We start from the raw sequence: 19,860 nt of genomic DNA, 5'->3' as shown, positions 1-19,860 counted from the left end.
CGCCGTCGTCTACAGTCGGCGCCCATGAGTGATGCGATGCTGACCGACGGTGCACGCTTGTCCGGGCTCGTGTGGAACGACGGCGTGCCGCAGTTCGAGTGGTCGACGCCTGACGGCTCGCAGCGGAGCCCGATCCGCCTCGGTGCGCAGCTGGCGATGACTGTCGGCCCTGGTCGCGAGTGCCTGGGGATCTTCCGGCACGGACGCCGCCTCGGCTGCCCGACCGCTGTCGCACTACCCGCGCACGCACACGGTCCGCTCTGTCCGGACTGCCAGACGCTCGACCGCTCCAACTCGATCGCCGCCGACACCCGGATGGACGACCCGCGCGAGTTCGCCGTGTACCTCGCTCACCACGGCAGCCGCCTCAAGGTCGGGATCACCGCCGTCGACCGCGGCCCGGCCCGCCTGCTCGAGCAGGGCGCGCTCAGCTCGACCGTCCTGTCCACCGGCTCGCTGGCCGCGGCCCGCCGGGTCGAGCGGCTGTTCAGCTCGGCCTTCGGGACGACGGACCGCGTCAACTCACCGGTCAAGCGCGCCGCTCGCCTCGCTCCCCCATCGGCTGCCGAGCGCGCCGCCGAGCTGCAGGCCCTCGCCGAACAGACTGTTGACCTCGACTGGCCGGACGGTCAGGAGCGCCGTCCGACCGAGGTCACCGACCACACCCCGACGTACGGGCTCGCATCGACCGGCGTCCAGCCGCTCCAAGCCCTCGCCCCGCTCGACTCGTACGGCGTGGTCTCGGGCCGGCTCAGCTGCCACATCGGCCGCGACCTCTACCTGGACACACCAGAAGGCCTGACGCTCGTCGACACCCAGCTGCTGGCCGGGTGGGAGCTGGTGATGCTCGACCCGGCCGCCGTCTTCACCGCCGCGACCACGCCGATCGCCGTACCGGTGCCTGAGGTGCAGCAGGATGCCCTCTTCTAGCCGGCGAGCGCGGCCGGTAGTGGCTCGGCGTGGACGAGGTGCAGCCGGCTGACGGCCCGGGTCAGGACGACGTACAGCCGGTGCAGCCCGCGCGGCTCGGCGGCGACGATCTGGGCCGGGTCGGCGACGACGACCGTGTCGAACTCCAGGCCTTTCGCCAGCGTGGCCGGTACGGCGATCAGCCGCCCGTTCTCCATCGCATCCTCGACCTCACCCAGCAGCGCGACCGACAACCCCGCCGCGACCAGCTCGTCGCGCAGCGCGCCGATCTGCGCATCGGCCGCGATCACCGCCACCGATCCCTCCCCCGCCAGCGCCGCCCGGCACGCATCGATCACCGCCGCGCCAACGGCCTCGGTCTGGACGACGGACAACGCATCGGCGACCGTACGGACGCCGGTCGGCACGGACAGCGTCGGCGCGATCTCCGGCAGCAGCTTCGCCGCGAAGCTGATGATCTGCTCCGGCACCCGGAATCCGCGATCCAGCTCGGCCACTACGCCGTCCGACTTGTCGAGGTGCCGCAGCACCCGGTGCCATGAGCCGGCGGCCCACGGCGTCGTCGCCTGCGCGATATCGCCGAGCACGGTCGCCGAGCCGATCCGGCATCGGCGTCCGAGCGCACGCAGCTGCATCGCGGACAGGTCTTGCGCCTCGTCGAGCACGAGGTGGCCGAGTGAGCCGGGCTTCCGCTCGATGAGGTCGTCCAGCTCGTCGAGCAGCGGTGTATCCGCGGCCGACCACTTCGCGCTCTTCCAGGAGCGCGGCGGCTTGGCCCACAGCAGCGCGGTCTGCTCCTCCTTGGTCAGCTCGTCACCGGCGACCTCAGCCAGGAACTCTGCATCAGCGAGCAGGCGGTGCAGCACCTGCTCCGGCGTCACCTTCGGCCAGACCGAGTTCACCAGCGCCATCACCGGCTTCGACCGCGCGACGGCGTTCTGCACGCGATCGTCCGGCGAGTCGCCGCGCTGCTCCATCAGCACCAGGACGGCGTGCGCCAGTCGCTGAGCAAGCGCGTTGCGACCGGCGGCGTACCCCGAGCTGCCCTTCAGCGCCGCGACGATCTCCTGGGCCTCGTAGTCATGCACCCGGAATCGCTGCGCGCCCTTGCTGTACAGGACACCCTCGGCCGGCGTCCCGATGAACGACCAGAGTGCCCGGCCGAGCAGGGCGGGCATCCGCTCGTCGCCCTTCACCCGCGCCGTCTCCAGGCTGTCGGTGACCTGGATCGGGTGCGTGATCAGCTCGTCGATCGTGATCTGCCGGACGTCAACCTCGCCGAGGGCCGGCAACACCTTGCGGATGTAGGCCAGGAAAGAGCTGTTCGGCCCGACGATCACGACGCCGCCCCGGCTCAGCCGCTCGCGCTCGGTGTAGAGCAGGTAGGCGACGCGATGCAGACCGACGGCAGTCTTGCCGGTGCCGGGCGCGCCTTGGACGCAGACCGAAGGGCTGAGCGGCGCCCGGACCAGATCATCCTGCTCGGGCTGGATGGTGGCGACGATATCGCGCATCGGGCCGGTGCGCGGCCGCTCGATCTCGGCCCGCAGAAACGCATCGCCCTGTTCGCCGCCGACCGGACCGGTCAGCGGCTCGTCCTCGAAACCGGTCAGCTCGGCGCTGTCGGAGAAGCCGTACCGGCGGCGCAGCAGCACCCGCTGCCGGTCGGACTGCGTCGCCCGGTAGAACGGCACCGAGACCGGCGCCCGCCAGTCGATGACGATCGGCTCGCCGCTGCCGTCGTGGACATGCCGGCGACCGATGTAGATCCGGTCGATCCCCTCGATCGCGCCGTGCTCGTAGTCCAGCCGGCCGAAGAACAGCGGGACGTCGGGCAGGTCGACGAGCGCCTTCGTCCGCTGCTCGTAGGCGCGCTGGCTGGCCTCGTTGGTGAACCGCTCGTCGTTGTCCTCACCGCCGATCACCGGGATCTCGCGGCCCAGGACGTCGGCGTACATCCGGCGCAGGGACGCGTGCGCCCCGGTCAGAAAGGCGCGTTCGGCGGTGAGTTCGGCGGCTCCGGTGGGGGCTTCGGCCATGACGGCATACCTCGTTTCGCGAAGGAGGGAACGAACGGACCGACGGGCGACGACCAAAGGTCCCGCCCCGGGCCGGCGCCCGGTTCGATTCGATCCTTCACGTACAACTGCAAGCCACCCGGAAAGACAGGCGCACGACGCTACCAGCGCGACCGGGTGGCTGCCACCGATTAAATTCTCCTGCCTGCACAACGATTCTGCGCAGCGATCGCGCTCGGCTCAGTCGGTGACCTCCCGCAGGCTGCCCTTGGCCACGTCGTAGACGAAACCGCGGACGGACGTCTTGTTCGGGATGAACGGGTCGGCGGCGATCCGGCCGATCGACTGCCGGACGTCGGCGTCGAGGTCGGGGAAGGCCTCGGCCGACCAGTCCGGCTTGAGGCCGGTGTCGGCCTGGATGGACGCCTTGAACTCGTCGTCGGTGAAGGTCAGCATGCCGCAGTCGGTGTGGTGGATCAGGATGATCTCCTGGGTGCCGAGCAGGCGCTGGCTGATCGCCAGGCTGCGCCGCTCGTCGGCGGTGATCACCCCGCCGGCGTTGCGGATGACGTGCGCGTCACCCTCGGACAGGCCGAGCAGGCCGTACGGGTTCAGGCGGGCGTCCATACAGGCGACCACGGCCACCCGCTTGGCCGGGGGCAGCGGCAACTCGCCCTTGTCGAAGCTCTCCGCGTAGCGCTCGGCGTTGGCCAGGAGCTCGTCGGTGACACTCATCGGACCCTCCAGATAAGTCGAGTAAGTTGATCTGAACAGTAGCTTTTCCGCGTCGTACCGTGATCGCGTCCCACCAGGTGGACGCCAGGCCCGCCGGGTCAGCGGTAGGCGCGGGCCTGGAGCTCGAACAGCTCGGCGTACCGGCCGCCGGCCGCGAGCAGCTCCTCGTGGCTGCCGACCTCCTCGATCCGGCCGTGGTGCATGACGACGATCAGATCCGCCATCCGCACAGTCGAGAACCGGTGCGAGACCAGCACGGTGATCCCGCCGGTCTCGGCCGCCGCGTCGCGGGCCGCGGTCGCGTACTGCTCGTAGAGCCGGTGCTCCGCCTCCGGATCGAGCGCCGCCGTCGGCTCGTCGAGCAGCAGCAACATCGGTTTCTCGCGCATGAAGGCCCGCGCCAGCGCGAACCGCTGCCACTGCCCGCCCGACAGCTCGACGCCGTCGGTGAACTTCTTGCCCAGTTGGGTATCCAACCCACGCGGCAACCCGGCGACGACGGACTCCGCGCCGCCACGCCGTACCGCAGCCTGGACGGCGGTCACGTCGCCCATCCGGCCGACGTCGCCGATCCCGACCACTTCGCGCGCGATCAGCTCGAATTTCACGAAGTCCTGGAAACCGGCCGCCATCCCCGCGCGCCAGCTGCCGGGCTCGATCGTCGAGAGGTCCACGCCGTCGACCAGGATCTGCCCGCTCGTCGGGTCGTACATCCGGGCCAGCAGCTTCACCAGCGTCGTCTTCCCCGCACCGTTCTCCCCCACCAGCGCGACCGCCGACCCGGCCGGGACGGTCAGGTTCACGCCGCTGAGGACGGCCGACTCCGCGCCGGGGTAGGCGAAACCGACGTCGCGGAGCTCGATCCCGGTGGTCAGCCGGCGCGGCGCCGGCGTCCTGCTCCGCCGCCACGAGTTCGCCTTCGCGTACTCCCGCAGCCAGTCGTACCGGCTGAAGCTGCGCACGACCTCGCCGATCCAGTACACGTTCTGCGCGATGCCGCCGGTCATCTGATCGACCTGCGGCGCGAGCAGCAGCACAAGCACCACATCACCGGCCGTCTGCTGCCCGTTCCGCGCGCGAATCACGATCCACACGACGGCAGCGGCGTACAGCAGGCCGAACAGCAACCGGACCCCGCCGTCCACCTTGCCGCTCCAGCGGGCCGCGGCGACCAGCAAGCGGAATCGCTCCGCCTGCAGCGCGGTGATCCGCTCGAGCAGCACCCGCCGCAGCCCGAAGACCCGCACCTCCAGCCCCGTCCGCGGATCTTTGGCGATCTCAATCAGCCGATCGGCCAAGCGCTCTTGCGGCATCGTGTCCTCATGCGCCTGCTGCTCGCGCATGTTGCCCTGGTACGCCGACCAGACCCGCGACATCCCGAGCAGCGGCAGCAGCAACAGCACCGGATGCACGGACCCGAGCAGACTGAGCACTGTCACCGTGTTGGTGACAGTCCCGAACAGCCAGAGCAACACCTCGGAGCCGACGCCCATCTTCCACGCGCGCTCCCGCACGAACTCCAGCCGGTCGGAGACATCGGCCCGCTCGTGCTGCGTCAGGCCGGGGATGCCGGTCGTCACGTCCAGCAGGTCCGCGTGGACACGACCCGCCATCCGCTCCTCCGCGGTCACCTGCACCGGCCAGGCCACCACATCGCCGAGGAACGAGACCGCGAGCCCGCCGACGATGATCGCGATCCCGGCCGTGATCGTGGCCGACCGATCCGCGGTCAGCCCTTCGACGAGCAAGCTGATCCCGAAGGTCTGCGCCGGCGCGGCCACCGCCCGCAACGCGACCAGCACGGTCGCGATCACCATCAGCAGCGGCGCTGCCCGGAACGACGTCGACACCCACAGCGCCCCGATCCGCAGGCTACGCATCGGCCGCTCCGCTCACATACCGCTCGGCCTGCAGCCGGAACATCTTCGCGTACGCGCCGTCGGCCGCGAGCAGTTGATCATGGGTCCCGTCCTCGACGATCCGCCCATCGGCGAGCACACAGATCCGATCGGCATTCCGGACGACGGAGAACCGGTGCGAGATGATCAGCGACGCGACCCCGGCGGTCAGCTCGAGATAGCGCTCGACCAGCTCGATCTCGGCCCGGACGTCGAGCGCCGCGGCCGGCTCGTCGAGCACCAGGACGCCGGCGCCGCCGTGGACGGCGTACAGCGCGCGGGCCAGCGCGAACCGCTGCCACTCACCGCCGGACAGATCCACACCGCCCTCGAAGGCCTTGTCCAGCACGGTTTCCCAACCGGCGGGCAGCTCGCGGACCAGCTCCGCGATCCCGGCCTCCCGGGCCACCCGGGCCCGGACGCCGTCGTCACCGGCCCGCTCGATCGCGCCGAACCGCACGTTGTCGTCGGCCGGCAGCGGGAAGCGCAGGAAGTCCTGCACGATGGCCGCGATCCGCCGCTGCCAGACCGCCAGGTCGAGCTCCGCGAGATCGACGCCGTCGACGGTGATCCGCCCGGACGTCGGCCGGTACACGCCACCGAGGAGCTTCACCAGCGTCGACTTGCCCGCGCCGTTCACGCCGACCAGCGCCAGCGCCTCCCGCGCCCGGATCGTCAGGTCGAGCCCGCGCAGCACGTCCGTCTCCGCGCCCGGGTAGCGAAACGTCACCTGCTCGAAGCGGATCTCCCGCACCGGCATCGTCTCGACCCGATGCGATCCACCGGCCGCGGACTCCGGATGACGAGTGGCGATCGTCTCCGGCAATGCGACCATCGCCCGGTACGCCGACAGCCCGCGCCGGATCTGGACGATGCCGTACCCGCTGCCGGCGACCCCGATCGCGAGGATCGCGGGGATCGTCGTGGCGACCTGGGCGATCGGCAGCTCACCGGCCAGCGCGGCCCGCCCGACCAGCAGGATCGCGAACCCGTCGGCGGCCAGCCGCGCCAGCCCCATCACCACCGACCAGCCGACGTTGCGGCCGCGGCGCGCCCAGACGGCCCGGAAGCCGGCCGCCCACTCCTGCGTGTAGCGCCGGACCAGCCAGTCGTGCAGGCCGAAGACGCGCAGCTCCTTCGGGGCGTCGCGCATGCCGAGGTCGAAGACGTAGTTGGCCCGCCGCTGCTCCTCGGTGTTGCCCCACCAGACGTCGATCTCGCGCTCGATCATCCGGCCCTGATGCCACTCCAGCAGCAAGGTAACGCCGACCAGCAACGCCGCCACCGCCCAGGAGAACATGACGCCGACGATCACCGCCGAGCCGATCATCGTGATCCGCGCGGCGAGCACCCAGGGCAGCTGGCCCATCCCCTGGGCCAGGTGGAATCCGCCCTTGCCCTTGGCCCGCTCCTGCACGTCGAGGACCTCGCCGTCCTCGAGGTGCTCGATCCGGAGCGGCCGGAGCAGCGGTTCGGTGATCCCGATCCCGATCTCGCGGACGACCGCGGCCTCCAGAACCATCTCGGCCACCCGGTGCAAGGCGGGCTGCAGACTGTCGAGTACGAACACTGTCAGCAAGGCCGCGAGCAACCAGCCGAACGCCCACAACGACATCGCGCCCGGAGCGTCGCCGACGATGCCGGGCACGGCGCCGACCACCTGCCCGGTGAGCAACGTGACCGCCATGCCGAGCAGTGAGCCGAGCACGGCGAGGCCGACGGTCGACGCCGCCGCGAACGGCGCGATCCGCATCCCGTACCTCAGCAGAGTCAGCACCCGACAGACCGTAACCGGGCCCGCCGACAAAACGCATCCGAGTTACCGGAGAAGCTCGTTCCGCCGCATGTCCAGCAGATCCGCGAGCTTGATCGACTCGCCGTCCCGGCCGCCTTGGCCGACCACGAGCGGCGGATCCGACGGCAGGATCCGGACGCCGGTCAGCCGGGCTGCGAGACTGTTCGACGTCCCGAGAATGTAGAAGTTGGCCTCGGCATCGACCGCCACCGAGCGGTTGCGACGCAGGTACCACCCCGTCAGGCCGGTCCGGTAGCTCGTCCCGGTCCCGATCACCTGTGCCCGCAGCGGCTCCGGCGCGACGCCGCGCTCCCCCAACTCCTGGACGAACGCGACCAACAGCTCCCGCGCCTGCGCCGATTCGGCCGCCTTACGCCGCTCCAGCGCCGCTGCCTGTTCCACGGACGCCGCACGTCGCCGCTCCCGCCAACTCTCTTCGTCCGCCACGCCTTCACGCTAGCGCAGCGGTCATCAGCGATGATCTGCCCATGCAATCCGACCGAGCTGACGGTGGACGGTCCGGGGACTCGTCCCTGCTCCGCAGGCTGAACCGCGCTGCGGCCCTGCAGGCATTCCTGGACGCCGAAGCGCTGACACCACGCGAGTTGCGGGACGCCGTCGGCGTCTCCCGGCCAACCGCCGAGGAGCTGCTGACCGACCTGCTGGCCGAGGGCTGGGTAGAGGAGACCACGGCACGCCGACAGGCCGGTGCTGGTCGCACACCGGGCCGGCCGGCGCGCCAGTTCCGGTTTCGCGCGTCTGCGGGTTATACGACCGGAATCGATATCGGCGCGCACAAGACGATGACAGTGGTCACCGATCTGCGTGGGAACACGCTCGCGAGGCACCGCGTCGAGCTGGACCCGGAGTCGACCGCTGACGAGCGGCTGCGGATCGTGACCGACGCCGTCCAGCACATCTGGCGCAAGACGCACCTCGTCCCGGAAGACATCATCGGCATCGCCTGCGGCGTCACCGGTGCACTGCGGGTGTCCGACCGGGTGCAGGACGTCCGCCAGGGCCCGGTCGGCTCCGATCTGACCGTCTACTCGCTACCGGGCTTCACCGAGGTCGACGTACCCGCAGTACTCGCGGAGGGCCTCGGCCGACCAGTGACAGTCGCGAACGACGTCAAACTCGCAGCACTCGCCGAGCACTGGAAAGGCGCAGCACAGCAGTACCGCGACGTCGTCTACATGTTCGCCGGGCACCGGGCCGGTGCCGGCGTCCTCATCAACGGCGAGGTTCACCAGGGCCGGCACGGCGTAGCCGGCGAGATCGGCACGCTACCGATGCTGGGCTGGGCCCAAGCCGTCGACGACCTGCACCGCCGCGGCAGCGAGCTCGCCGCCGCCCAGGGCATCGCACCAGGCTCGGAAGGCGAACTGGTGATCGCCTCGGCCGCCCTGCAGGACCCGGAGAGTCAACGGGTGCTGACCGCCTTCACCGAGGTCCTAGCCCGCGGCGCCGCCGTACTGGCACTGGCCGTCGACCCAGAGGTCATCATCCTCGGCGGCGGCATGTCCCGCGGTGGCGCGATCATCGCCGAGCCCTTCCGCCGCGAACTCGCCAAACACACCCTCGTCCCGATCGAAGTAGCCATCTCCACCATGGGCGCCGACTCAGTAGCCCTCGGCGCCGCCCGCCTCGCCCTGGACGCCTTCATCACTGACCTCCTCACCGTGCCCGGCGCCTAACCGCATCAGCCTCGGTGACGAACGCATCCCTCGGGTGCTGGACCGAGGCGAGGGACACGATGTCGCGGCCGTAGAGGGCCGCGGCGAGCCAGACGAAGAGGACCCGGACTTTGCGGTCCCAGGTCGGGACGGCGAGGACGTGGTAGCCGCGGTGCATCAGCCAGGCCAGCACGCCCTTGATCACCAGGCGGCGGAACTGGAAGATGCCTGTGCCCAGGCCGAGCGTGGCGACTGCGCCGAGGGTGTGGTGCAGGTACTTCTTCGGCTCCCGGCCGTGCAGCGCGGCGCGCAGGTTCTTGGCGAGCAACCGCCCTTGCCGGACGGCGTTCTGCGCGTTCGGCACCGTCAGCGAACCGGGTACGGCCAGGTCGGGGATGGCGGCGTCGTCACCGGCGGCCCACGCGTCCGGCACGATCTCGTCGTCCGTGCCGACCCGCAGGTCGGGTCGGGTGCGGATCAGGCCGCGCTCGGTCACCGGCAGGTCGGTGTGCCCGCGGACGAGCCGCGTCGCCGCGTTGCCCGCCGTCCACACGATCAGGTCGGAGTCGTACTCCGTTCCGTCGGACAGGATGACGTGGCCGTCGCGGGCCGACACCATCGTCGTCTCCAGGTGCAGGTGCGCGCCGCGCGATTCGAGCAGGTTCGCGACCCACCGCCGCGGCCCGTCGGTCACCTCCGGAAGCATCCGCTTGGTCGCCTCGACGAGGTGGAACGACAGATCGTCGCGGGTCAGCATCGGGTACTTCTTGAGCAGGCTGTTGGCCAGCGACAGCAGCTCCGCGAAGCCCTCCACCCCGGCGAACCCGGCGCCGACGAACGTCACCGTCAGCAGCCGCTTGCGTTCCGGCCCAGCCGGCAGACCGGAGGCCTCGTCGAACGCGGTCAGCAGCCGGTCGCGGACCCACACCGCCTCTTCGACGTGTTTCAGCCCGATTGCGTGCTCTGCGACGCCGGGTAGGTCGAACGTCCGGGTGATCGCGCCGGCGGTGACTGCGATCACGTCGTACGGCAGCTCGTACTCCGGCCCCTGCATCGGCTGGATGGTGACCGTGCGACGCGCGTGCTCGACCTTCGTCACCGCACCCGAGATCACCCGTGTCCGGCGCAGGTTGCGGCGCAGCGAGATCGCAGCGTGCCGCGCCTCGACCGAACCGGACAGGACTTCGGGGAGGAACGGCTGGTACGTCATGTACGGCCGCGGGTCGATCAGCACCACCTCGGCCTCGCCGCGACGCAGCTTCTTCTCCAGGCCCCACGCCGTGTAGAAGCCGGCGTAACCGCCTCCGACCACCACGATTCTGCGCACCGCTGCCTCCATCTCACTGAGACTCTCACCACTAAGACAGCACAGACCGGCCGGATGTGACAGCGCCCACCCCGTACAGCAGTCACACTTCGCCCGCGCGCGTGGTCCATTGGAGTGAGACGACGAAGCGAAGGGGAACCGTAGATGACCGCCGAACAGCAGATCGCAACCTCCGTACTGGTGATCGGGACCGGTGGCGGCGGGTTGCGGGCCGCGATCGAACTGGCCGAGCAGGGCGTCGACGTCCTTGCCCTCGGCAAACGGCCGCGCTCCGACGCGCACACCGCGCTGGCCGCCGGCGGCATCAACGCGGCCCTGGCCACGATGGACCCCGAGGACAGCTGGCAGCAGCACGCCGCCGACACTCTGCAGGAGAGCTACCTGCTGGCCAACCCGGACACGGTCCGGATCGTCACCGAGGGCGCCGCGCGCGGCATCGAAGACCTGGAGCGCTACGGGATGCCGTTCGCCCGGGAGGCCGACGGCCGGATCTCGCAGCGGTTCTTCGGCGCACACAGCTACCGTCGGACGGCGTTCGCCGGTGACTACACCGGTCTGGAGATCCAGCGCACGCTGGTGAACCGCGCTGTCCAGCTCGGGGTGCCGATCCTCGACAACGTCTACGTGACGCGGATCCTGGTCCGGGACAACACCGTGTTCGGCGCGTATGGGTTCGACCTGTCGACCGGCCGGCGGTACGTGATCCACGCGGATGCGGTGATTCTCGCGGCCGGCGGCCACACCCGCATCTGGCGCCGGACGTCGTCCCGGCGCGACGAGAACACCGGAGACTCGTTCCGGCTCGCCGTCCAGGCCGGAGGCCGGATCCGCGACCCCGAGCTGGTCCAGTTCCACCCGTCCGGGTTGCTGGAGCCGGAGAACGCGGCCGGGACGCTGGTCTCAGAGGCCGCGCGCGGCGAGGGCGGCCAGCTCCGGAACGCGCTCGGAGAGCGCTTCATGGCCCGGTACGACGCCGAGCGGATGGAGCTCTCGACGCGGGACCGGGTCGCGCTCGCGGCGTACACGGAGATCATGGAAGGCCGTGGCACCCCGAACGGCGGCGTCTGGCTGGATGTCTCGCATCTGCCGCGGGAAACGATCATGCGCCGGCTGCCGCGGGTCTATCAAACGCTGCTGGAGCTGCAGATGCTCGACATCACCAAGCAGCCGATCGAGATCGCCCCGACGGCGCACTACTCGATGGGCGGCGTCTGGGTACGGGCCGAGGACCACAGCACCGGCGTCGACGGGCTGTACGCGCTCGGCGAGGCCGCGAGCGGTCTGCACGGCGCGAACCGGCTCGGCGGAAACTCGCTGATCGAGCTACTGGTGTTCGGGCGGATCGTGGCCGAAGAAGCCGCGAAGTACTCGATCGGGCGGGAGTCGCAGCAGCGCTCGGCGTCGGTCGTCGCGGAGGCGCGCGCCGAGGTCGACGGGCTGCTCGCCGGCGACGGGCCGGAGAACGTGCGAGCGTTGCAGAGAGCGCTCCGCGACACGATGACCGCGCGGGCCGGCGTCGTCCGCGACGAGACCGGGCTGCGGGCCGGGATCGACGAGCTGACCGAGATCGAGGAGCGGATCACGCAGGTCGGCGTCCATCCGGATATCGCCGGGTTCCAGGATCTGGCCCACGCGTTCGACCTGAAGTCGTCGGCGCTCGCGGCCCGGGCCACGCTGGACGCGGCGCTGGAGCGGCGCGAGACGCGCGGCTGCCACAACCGGTCCGACTACCCGGAGCTGGACGAGTCGCTGCAGGTCAACCTCGTCTGGTCCGGCCCCGGCCAGGTCGAGCGGGAGGAGATCCCGGCGATCCCGGCCGAGATCCGGGCGCTGATGCGCGACGACATCTCCGTCGAGGGCAAGCTCGTCGAGTAGCCGTCACCCACGGGCGGTGAGGCGGACCACCGGGTATCGGCGGTCCGACTTCGCCTGGTACTTCGCGTAGCGCGGCTGGGCCTGGGTGATCTTCGCCCAGGCCCCGTCGTACGCCTCGGCCTCGAGACGCTCCGGAGTGACTTCGAGGACGCCGCGGCCCGGCAGCTCGATCGTCGCGGCTTCGGGGTTGGCCAGCAGATTGGCGTGCCAGTCGGGGTTCTGGCTGCCGCCGCCGGAGCCGACGATCAGCCAGCTGTCCGGGCCGTCGGGAAACCAAGAGAGCGCTGTCTCGCGACGCTGACCGGTGCGGCGGCCGACCGTGGTCAGCACCAGCACGTCCATCCCCATGAAGTTGGCGCGGCCCCGGCGTACCTTGCGGACCATGCGCGCGCCCATCGTGCGCTGCATCCAGCGCGACAGCGGTCCCGGCGTCCCCGGCTTGCGTTTCGTGGTGGTCTCCATACCCGCAACGCTAGGAGTGCGCGGCGGGTTGAGGCTTCTCGATTCCTGATCAGCTAGACGACGCGCGGCGGCGGGGTCGCCTTGTCGGTGCGCGCGACCCGGAGGCGGACGCGGGTGCGCAGGTTCGGCAGGTCGACGACGTCCGCGAGTTGCCCGGCCGTCCGGAGCGCGGCGGCGTGGATCGCCTCCAGATCGGCGCTCGGCTCGATCGTGCAGGTGAGCTCGGCGACGAGCTGGCCGCGGTCGGCGACCACCTGGCCGGAGCCGTCGCGGACGCCCGGGGTGTGGGCGAGGGTCTGGGCGGCGGCGTCCACCGCGGAGCTCGCGTCGGCCGTCAGCTTGCCGGTGCGATCACCGCCGGGGAGCGCGAACCGGCCGTCCACCCGCCTTGGCAGATGCCGCGCCAGCCACCACAGCCCCAGCAGGATCGCCGTCACCCCGGCCGCACCTGTTGCCCACGGCCACCATTCCGCCGTAGTCACGTCGCTCCACGGGCCGAACGTCGTCCGCTCCGGCGCCTGCGGCAACTCGCCGTACCGCCAGGCGATCGCCGCGGCGCCGGCGGCGATCAGCCCCAGCGCGACCACGATCCCGACCGTCCGATCCAGTGCGATCACTCCGCGACGCATCTCATTCCTCCCGTACGACGATCCGGGTCCGCGGCGCGGCCTTCAACACCTTCAGCCGCTCGCTCACCGCCCGCTCCACATCCCCCGCCACCCGCTCGGCCGCGCCGAACGTCGTCACCGCCACCTCGACCCGGCGCCGCTTCCGCACCCCCGACACCGCCGTCACCGAATCCACCTCCCGAGCACTCTCCACCGCGATCCGCTCCACCCCCCGAACCCAAACCACCCCGTCCTCCCCAACCCCGACGTCACTCCCCCGCCGCCTCCGCAAACACAACCCCAAAACCCCAACCCCCACCAGCAAACACAGCACCCCCGCCGGCACCACCCACCCGGCCGAAGCATCCAGCGTCACCCCTCGCCGCAACCCCCACCCCACCCAGGACCCCCCACCCGCCAACCCACTCCCCAACGCCATCTCCCAAATCCCCCAACACCCCGCCAACACAACCCCCAACCCCCCAAGCAACCCCACCCACGTCACCGCAGGCGCCCCCACCGGCCGCTTCCCCGCCACCACCCGCGCGTCGTCCTCACCAGAAGATTCTTCGACTGCCGCGACCTCGGTACCGGAGGCGTCGACGGTGGTGATGGTGATGTCGGCTCGGTCCACGGAGAGGTTGGTGAGGGATTCGACGGCTTCGGTGATGGTGGCGCGGAGGTCGGTGGCGGTGGGGGTGAGGGGGTTGGGCCAGGTGATGGCGGTTTCGAGGTGGAGGCGGACGTGGGTGCCGGCGACGACAGCCTGGGCCTTGGGCAGGCCGCGGCGCAGGAGGGCCGGCTGGCGGCTGGTGGCCGGGTGCCGGCGCGCGGTGATCTCGACGATCCGCTCGACGGCGCGCGCCGAGATCTCGAGCCGCCCGCGATCGCCCCCGAATGCGATCGCGGCCGGCGCCGAGAGCGCGCCCGGTCCGTCCACCGGCCGCTCCCCGCCCGGCGTCCCGTCCGTGGGCGCGGACGCCGGGAGCTTCGTGTCAGCCACGGTTGCGGCGGGAGAGGAGGTCGTCGAGCGCCTTCGACGTCGTGCCGTCGGACAGGAAGCGGCCGACGACGAAGCCGACAGCTCCGAGCACGAGCGCGAGCAGGAAGCCGGGGAAACCGCCGGCCGCGGCCGCGATGGCGATCAACAGGCCGGCGAACAGGCCGATGGTCGAGGTGCTCACACGAATCTCCTCAGGAAAGGTGGGAAGGGAAGAACTACTGGACGCGGCGTTCGGCCGGCTCCGCGGCCTCGTCGTCCGCGTCGTCGTCGGCGTCGGTGTGGACGTCGGTGACCGCGATGTTCACCTCGGTCACCTCGAGCCCGGTCATCCGCTCGACGGCGGTGATCACGTTGTCCCGGATCGCGGCGGCCAGGTCGGCGATGCCGACGCCGTACTCGGCGACCAGCTCGATGTCGACCGCGGCCTGCTTCTCGCCGACCTCGACCGACACGCCCTGGGACAGGTTCGTCTTCGAGCCCGGGATCCGCTCCCGCAACAGGCCGACCGCGCGCGCCGCGCCGCCGCCGAGCGCGTGCACGCCGGGGATCTCCCGGGTCGCGATCCCGGCGATCTTGGAGACCACGACATCGGCGATCGTGGTCTTGCCGCCGGCCGGCGTACCGGTGCTGTCGGCAACGAGAGCGCTCTCCGGCGCGCTCTGCGGCGCGCTCTTGGCCTTGGCGATGGGCTGCGGTGTCGCGTTCATCAGATGCCTTTCTCGTCAGCGGTCCCGGCCCGGCAGGTCGGGTGATTCACCGGTTGGACACCGGCGGCGACCGAATCGTCACGATGAATCCCGGGTCTGCACAGCGTGACATGGCTCACGAAAGAAGTCCGGGACGCTACCGTGACGATTGCGTCGCGACTGTCGTCTTCCCTCGAAGCGGCAACCGCGACCGGACGGAGGTGGAGTGAGCACAGGGCTGATCGAGCTCGACGAGGCGACGCTGGTCGCCCGGGCCCGCGATCGCGACCCCGCGGCGTTCGAGCTGCTCGTCCGGCGCTACCAGCGCCGGATCTACACGCTCTGCCTGCGGATGCTGAACGGCGCCACCGGCGACGCCGAGGACGTCGCCCAGGAGACATTCGTGACCGCCTGGCGGCGGCTGCCCGAGCTCCAGCACGACGCCGCCTTCAGCAGCTGGCTGTACCGGACGGCGACCAATCGCTGCCTGACCCTGCTACAACGCCGCAAGCCCACGACCGACCTCGACGAGGACGAGCTCGGCCTGACGACCGACGACGATCCGGCCCGCGCCGCCGGGAACAGCGCCGCCATGCGCGCGCTCTCCGCGGCGCTGCGCCGGCTGCCCGCCCAGCAGCGCGCCTGCTGGTTGCTGCGCGAAGTTCACGGCCGCTCCTACCAAGAGATCGCGGAGCTGGTCGGGACGACGCCGACCGCGGTCCGGGGCCGGATCGCCCGAGCCCGCGCCGAGCTCGCGGAGGTGATGGAACCATGGAGATGAACCCGCCGACCGACGACACCGCCACCACCGGCCTGCACCCGCTACCGTGCGGCCGCACGGTCGAGGACGTCTGGGACGACCTCGAATCCGATGCCCCGAGCAACCACCTGCAGACCTGCCCGCACTGCCGGACGGCGCAGGCCGGTCTGGAGCAGCTGGCCGCGGCGACGAGTCTGCTGATCGACGACCCGGTCGACGTCCCGAGCGGTCTGCTCGACCGGATCATGACCGCCGTCCGCGCCGATCTGAACCTCGGCCACACGATCCCGCTCCCGACCGGCTCGGCCGACGTCCAGGTCTCGATGCACGCGCTGGCCGCCGTCCTGCGGTACGCCGTCGACGGCACCATCGGCGTGCGCGCCCGGCAGTGCCGGATCGAGCCGGCCGGGGAGCACGCCGTCCGGGTCTGGATCTCGGTCGCGCTCCAGTTCGGCGCCGGCCAGGTCGGCGCACTCGAGGAGGCCCGCGAGCGGGTCGCGCTGGCGCTCCGCGGCCAGATCGGCCTCGAGCTCGAAGCACTCGACTTCGAGGTCGTCGACGTCTGGACGCAACCATGAGCACGGACGCCGTCGCCCAGATCGGCGCCGCCGACGCAGCCGCCCAGGCGGCGCGTTCGGTAGCGGGCGTCGTCCGGCTGCAGCCCGGCCTGAAAGGCCTGATCAAACAGTTCGCGGCCCAGGCCTGGACGCGGACGACGGGCCGCGACGTCCCGGATATCGCCGGCGTCGATGTCGCGCTCACCGAGCTGCAGGTCGACGCCGAGGTGCGCATCGTCGTGACGATCGACCACCACGCCGCCGACGTCGGCCGGAAGGTCCACGACGCGGTGGCCGCGGCGCTGGAGAACACGACCGGCCGCCCCGCCGTCGTGCGGGTCCGCATTGTCGGCTTCGAGCTCGAACCCCGCTACACCTGACCCACCGTGACGTACGTCGCATCGGCCGCGCGCCGGTCGGGATGGTAGAAAGGCTGCGTCAACGTCCGCGATCTGCGGACGCCGGTGAGCGGAGAGGAGCGAGGCCCATGCGTCCTCCGGGCTCCCTCAAGCCGCTCACGATTCTTCCCCCCGGGTAGGTTCCGCACCCGCCGCCACCAGCCGCACGGCTCGGTGGCCTTCGGCATGCCCTCTTTCTGCACGGCTGCCGCCAGCTCTCCGACCCGTCGCCATGTCGTGGAAGGGACATCGATGACGAAATTTCGCGTCACCTACGCAACCCTCAGTGCGGACAACGAAGATCTGCACACCGCTTACGAGCAAGGCCTCGCCACCGCGCAGGACTGGCTCGGAGCCGACCTGACCGGCTTCGTGGCCGGTAAACCGCTCGGCGGTCAGGAAACGTTCCAGATCACCAGTCCCGGCGATCCGGCGCTGACGTTGTGCAGCGTGCACAGCGCCACCGCGGCGGACGTCGACGCCGCGGTCGCCGCCGCGAAGGACGCCGTCCGCGAGTGGTCGGGCCGGCCCTGGCAGGAGCGCGTCGACATCCTGCTCCGCGCCGCGGACCTGATCAGCGAGCGCTCGAACGAGCTCGCCGCGCTGATGTCGCTGGAGGTCGGCAAGAACCGGCTCGAAGCGCTCGGCGACGTCGAGGAGTCGGCCGACCTGATCCGCTACTACTGCCGGCAGTTCAGCGCCAACGACGGATTCGTGCAGCCGATGGAGCAGCTCTCCGACGCCGAGCGCACGACGAGCGTCCTGCGTCCGTACGGCGTCTGGGGCGTGATCAGCCCGTTCAACTTCCCGATGGCGCTCGCGGCCGGGCCGGCCGGCGGCGCGCTGGTCGCGGGGAACACCGTCGTCCTCAAGCCGAGCCCGCAGGGCACCTTCACCGCGGTGAAGCTCTACGAGTGCCTGCGCGACGCGGGCCTGCCCGCCGACGTCCTGCACCTGCTGCCCGGCGGTGACGAGGTCGGCCGTCTGCTGGTCGCGCACCCGGGCGTCGATGGCCTGACCTTCACCGGCTCGTACCAGGTCGGGATGGAGATCTACCGCAGCTTCCCGGCGCCGTACCCGAAGCCGGTCGTCTGCGAGATGGGCGGCAAGAACCCGGCCATCGTCTCCGCAAAGGCCGACCTGGCCACCGCGGTCGCCGGGATCGCGCGCTCCGCGTTCGGTTTCACCGGCCAGAAGTGCTCGGCCTGTTCGCGGGTGTACGTCGAGCGCGCGGTGTACGACGAGTTCCTGGCCGGGCTCGCGGCCCGGGCCGGCGAGCTGGTCACCGGCGACCCGACCCGGCGCGACGTGTTCGTCGGCCCGGTCATCGACGCCGCCGCGGTCGCCCGCTTCCAGGACGCCGTCGCGCATGCCGCCGAGGCCGGTCAGGTCGTTGCCGGTGGCAACGTCATCGACGGCAACTACGTCCAGCCGACCGTCGTCACCGGGCTGCCGGCCGGCGACCGGCTGCTGACCGACGAGCTGTTCGTCCCGTTCGTCGCCGTCCAGCCGGTCGACTCGCTCGACGAGGCGATCGAGCTGGCCAACGCGACCGAGCTCGGCCTGACGGCCGGCTTCTTCTCGGCCGACGACGCCGAGGTCGACGACTTCCTGAACCGGATCGAGGCGGGCGTCGTCTACGTCAACCGCGCGGCCGGTGCGACCACCGGCGCCTGGCCCGGCGTCCAGCCGTTCGGCGGCTGGAAGGGCTCCGGCAGCTCCGGCAAGGCCGGTGGCGGCCTGTACTACGTCCAGCAGTTCCTTCGCGAGCAGTCCCGAACGGTGGTGGCCCGATGACCCAGACGATCCCGACGACCCCGGCCGAGCAGCCCGTCCCCGAGCAGTCCCTCCCCGAGTGGTTGCGGGGGCGGCCGGTGCCGGAGCTGCGGACCGCGATCCCCGGACCGCTGTCGAGCGCCGTCGTGGAGCGCGATCTCGCGATCACCAGCCGCTCGCTGCCGCGGGCGTACCCGCTGGCCCCGCAGCGCGGGCACGGGTGCGCGATCGAGGATGCCGACGGCAACCTCTTCCTCGACTTCAACGCCGGGATCGCGGTGAACTCGACCGGGCACTGCCACCCGGCGGTCGTGACCGCGGTTCAGGAGCAGGCCGCCGCGCTTCTGCACTACTCGGCGAGTGACTTCTTCCTGCCGATCTACAGCCAGATGTGCGCGGCGCTGGCCGAGACCGCGCCGATGAGCGGCCCGGTCCGGGTCTTCCTGTCGAACTCCGGCGCCGAGGCGGTCGAGGGCGCGCTGAAGCTGGCCCGCTATGCGACCAAGCGCCCGTACGTGATCAGCTTCTACGGCGCGTTCCACGGCCGGACGATGGGCGCGGTGACGCTGACGGCGTCGAAATCCAAGTACCACAAGGGATTCGGGCCGCTGTTGCCCGGCGTCCTGCACGCGCCGTACGGCGACGACAGCACGTTCGAGCATCTGGAGAACGTGCTCTTCCGGTACGAGGTTGCGCCGGACGAGGTGGCGGCGATCTTCGTCGAGCCGATCCAGGGCGAGGGCGGGTACCTGGTGCCGCCGGCCGGCTGGATGGCGCGGCTGCGGGAGCTGTGTGACAAGCACGGCATCCTGCTGATCGCGGACGAGGTGCAGTCCGGCGCCGGGCGGACGGGCAAGATGTGGGCGATCGAGCACACCGGTGTCGAGCCGGACATCCTGATCAGCGCCAAGGGGCTCGCGTCCGGGCTGCCGCTGGGCGCGTTCCTGGCGCGGGCCGAGCTGATGGAGAGCTGGCCGGCCGGTGCGCACGGGTCGACGTACGGCGGGTCGCCGGTCGCGTGCGCGGCCGGGCTGGCGACGCTCGACGTGATCCGCTCCGAGGGACTGATGGAGAACGCGACCCAGGTCGGGCAGCTGCTACTCGACGGGTTGCGGAAGATCCAGGCCGAGCACCCGGACAAGATCGTCGACGTTCGCGGCGTCGGGCTGATGATCGGCGTCGAGTTCGCCACGGCGGACGAGGCGGCGGAGGTGCAGCGCCGGGCGTTCGAGAGCGGGCTGCTGGTGCTGGAGTGCGGAGAGAGCGCTATCCGGCTTTCTCCGCCGCTCGTGGTCACCGCCGGAGAAGCGCAGAAAGCGCTCTCGCTGTTCGCGGCCGCGGTCGCCGGCTAGCCGA

Annotated in this window: 19 protein-coding genes; 8 read left to right on the top strand and 11 right to left on the bottom strand. The window is 71.0% G+C overall.

Annotated features, from left to right (window positions below):
• Positions 1 to 24: 24 nt before the first annotated feature.
• Complete coding sequence (locus tag HPO96_RS08415; protein WP_171672665.1) at positions 25 to 930, top strand: DUF2797 domain-containing protein; 906 nt, start codon at positions 25 to 27, stop codon at positions 928 to 930.
• On the opposite strand, the gene HPO96_RS08410 is transcribed toward HPO96_RS08415, so the two are convergent.
• The 5 genes from HPO96_RS08410 to HPO96_RS08390 all read right to left on the bottom strand — a co-directional run bounded on the left by HPO96_RS08410 (position 927) and on the right by HPO96_RS08390 (position 7,823).
• The gene (locus HPO96_RS08410; protein WP_171672664.1) at positions 927 to 2,969 is read right to left on the bottom strand and encodes a HelD family protein; all 2,043 of its coding nucleotides are present in this window, start codon (positions 2,967 to 2,969) and stop codon (positions 927 to 929) included. The two genes, HPO96_RS08415 and HPO96_RS08410, sit on opposite strands and share 4 nt — an antisense overlap.
• Positions 2,970 to 3,188: 219 nt before the next feature.
• Positions 3,189 to 3,683 (bottom strand): beta-class carbonic anhydrase, encoded by a 495-nt coding sequence (locus tag HPO96_RS08405; protein WP_171672662.1) that lies wholly within the window; start codon positions 3,681 to 3,683, stop codon positions 3,189 to 3,191.
• A gap of 98 nt (positions 3,684 to 3,781) precedes the next feature.
• On the bottom strand, positions 3,782 to 5,563 hold the full coding sequence (locus HPO96_RS08400; protein ID WP_171672660.1) for an ABC transporter ATP-binding protein: 1,782 nt from the start codon (positions 5,561 to 5,563) through the stop codon (positions 3,782 to 3,784).
• Positions 5,556 to 7,358, bottom strand: a complete 1,803-nt coding sequence (locus tag HPO96_RS08395; protein ID WP_337796557.1) for an ABC transporter ATP-binding protein — start codon at positions 7,356 to 7,358, stop codon at positions 5,556 to 5,558. The genes HPO96_RS08400 and HPO96_RS08395 overlap by 8 nt, the downstream gene beginning before the upstream one ends.
• Positions 7,359 to 7,400: 42 nt before the next feature.
• Positions 7,401 to 7,823 (bottom strand): hypothetical protein, encoded by a 423-nt coding sequence (locus HPO96_RS08390; RefSeq protein ID WP_171672659.1) that lies wholly within the window; start codon positions 7,821 to 7,823, stop codon positions 7,401 to 7,403.
• Between the two features lie 41 nt (positions 7,824 to 7,864).
• On the opposite strand from HPO96_RS08390, the gene HPO96_RS08385 reads away from it, so the two are divergent.
• On the top strand, positions 7,865 to 9,073 hold the full coding sequence (locus tag HPO96_RS08385; protein WP_171672657.1) for an ROK family protein: 1,209 nt from the start codon (positions 7,865 to 7,867) through the stop codon (positions 9,071 to 9,073).
• Here HPO96_RS08385 and HPO96_RS08380 read toward each other — a convergent pair.
• A complete protein-coding gene (locus HPO96_RS08380; RefSeq protein WP_171672655.1) occupies positions 9,054 to 10,379 on the bottom strand; it encodes an FAD-dependent oxidoreductase in 1,326 nt (441 codons plus the stop codon). The two genes, HPO96_RS08385 and HPO96_RS08380, sit on opposite strands and share 20 nt — an antisense overlap.
• Before the next feature lie 144 nt (positions 10,380 to 10,523).
• Between HPO96_RS08380 and HPO96_RS08375 the strand changes: the two genes are divergently transcribed.
• Positions 10,524 to 12,254 carry an L-aspartate oxidase gene (locus tag HPO96_RS08375; protein ID WP_171672654.1) on the top strand — a complete coding sequence of 577 codons (1,731 nt, stop codon included), beginning with the start codon at positions 10,524 to 10,526 and terminating at the stop codon, positions 12,252 to 12,254.
• Positions 12,255 to 12,257: 3 nt separating this feature from the next.
• Here HPO96_RS08375 and HPO96_RS08370 read toward each other — a convergent pair whose 3' ends face one another.
• From HPO96_RS08370 to HPO96_RS08350, 5 genes are read right to left on the bottom strand one after another with little or no spacing between them, the layout of a single operon-like run.
• Entirely contained in the window at positions 12,258 to 12,716 is a 459-nt protein-coding gene (locus HPO96_RS08370; RefSeq protein WP_171672652.1) for a nitroreductase family deazaflavin-dependent oxidoreductase, read from the bottom strand.
• Between the two features lie 53 nt (positions 12,717 to 12,769).
• On the bottom strand, positions 12,770 to 13,345 hold the full coding sequence (locus tag HPO96_RS08365) for a hypothetical protein (protein ID WP_171672650.1): 576 nt from the start codon (positions 13,343 to 13,345) through the stop codon (positions 12,770 to 12,772).
• A 1-nt stretch (position 13,346) separates the two neighbouring features.
• Positions 13,347 to 14,327 (bottom strand): Asp23/Gls24 family envelope stress response protein, encoded by a 981-nt coding sequence (locus HPO96_RS08360; RefSeq protein WP_171672648.1) that lies wholly within the window; start codon positions 14,325 to 14,327, stop codon positions 13,347 to 13,349.
• Positions 14,320 to 14,508 (bottom strand): hypothetical protein, encoded by a 189-nt coding sequence (locus HPO96_RS08355; protein ID WP_171672647.1) that lies wholly within the window; start codon positions 14,506 to 14,508, stop codon positions 14,320 to 14,322. The genes HPO96_RS08360 and HPO96_RS08355 overlap by 8 nt, the downstream gene beginning before the upstream one ends.
• A 34-nt stretch (positions 14,509 to 14,542) precedes the next feature.
• Positions 14,543 to 15,034 (bottom strand): Asp23/Gls24 family envelope stress response protein, encoded by a 492-nt coding sequence (locus tag HPO96_RS08350; protein ID WP_171672645.1) that lies wholly within the window; start codon positions 15,032 to 15,034, stop codon positions 14,543 to 14,545.
• Positions 15,035 to 15,239: 205 nt separating this feature from the next.
• On the opposite strand from HPO96_RS08350, the gene HPO96_RS08345 reads away from it, so the two are divergent.
• The 5 genes from HPO96_RS08345 to HPO96_RS08325 all read left to right on the top strand — a co-directional run bounded on the left by HPO96_RS08345 (position 15,240) and on the right by HPO96_RS08325 (position 19,856).
• Complete coding sequence (locus tag HPO96_RS08345; RefSeq protein WP_202885760.1) at positions 15,240 to 15,794, top strand: sigma-70 family RNA polymerase sigma factor; 555 nt, start codon at positions 15,240 to 15,242, stop codon at positions 15,792 to 15,794.
• A complete protein-coding gene (locus HPO96_RS08340; protein ID WP_171672643.1) occupies positions 15,785 to 16,351 on the top strand; it encodes a cupin domain-containing protein in 567 nt (188 codons plus the stop codon). Before HPO96_RS08345 ends, HPO96_RS08340 begins: the two co-directional genes overlap by 10 nt.
• Positions 16,348 to 16,710: an Asp23/Gls24 family envelope stress response protein gene (locus tag HPO96_RS08335; protein ID WP_171672641.1), complete on the top strand. Its 363-nt coding sequence runs from the start codon at positions 16,348 to 16,350 to the stop codon at positions 16,708 to 16,710. The genes HPO96_RS08340 and HPO96_RS08335 overlap by 4 nt, the downstream gene beginning before the upstream one ends.
• A gap of 270 nt (positions 16,711 to 16,980) precedes the next feature.
• Entirely contained in the window at positions 16,981 to 18,525 is a 1,545-nt protein-coding gene (locus HPO96_RS08330; protein ID WP_171672640.1) for an aldehyde dehydrogenase family protein, read from the top strand.
• On the top strand, positions 18,522 to 19,856 hold the full coding sequence (locus tag HPO96_RS08325; RefSeq protein WP_171672638.1) for an aminotransferase class III-fold pyridoxal phosphate-dependent enzyme: 1,335 nt from the start codon (positions 18,522 to 18,524) through the stop codon (positions 19,854 to 19,856). Before HPO96_RS08330 ends, HPO96_RS08325 begins: the two co-directional genes overlap by 4 nt.
• The last annotated feature ends 4 nt before the right edge of the window (positions 19,857 to 19,860 follow it).

This window comes from Kribbella sandramycini, assembly GCF_013131805.1.
Classification (GTDB): domain Bacteria; phylum Actinomycetota; class Actinomycetes; order Propionibacteriales; family Kribbellaceae; genus Kribbella; species Kribbella sandramycini.
This window is presented reverse-complemented; position numbering and strand designations above follow the sequence as displayed.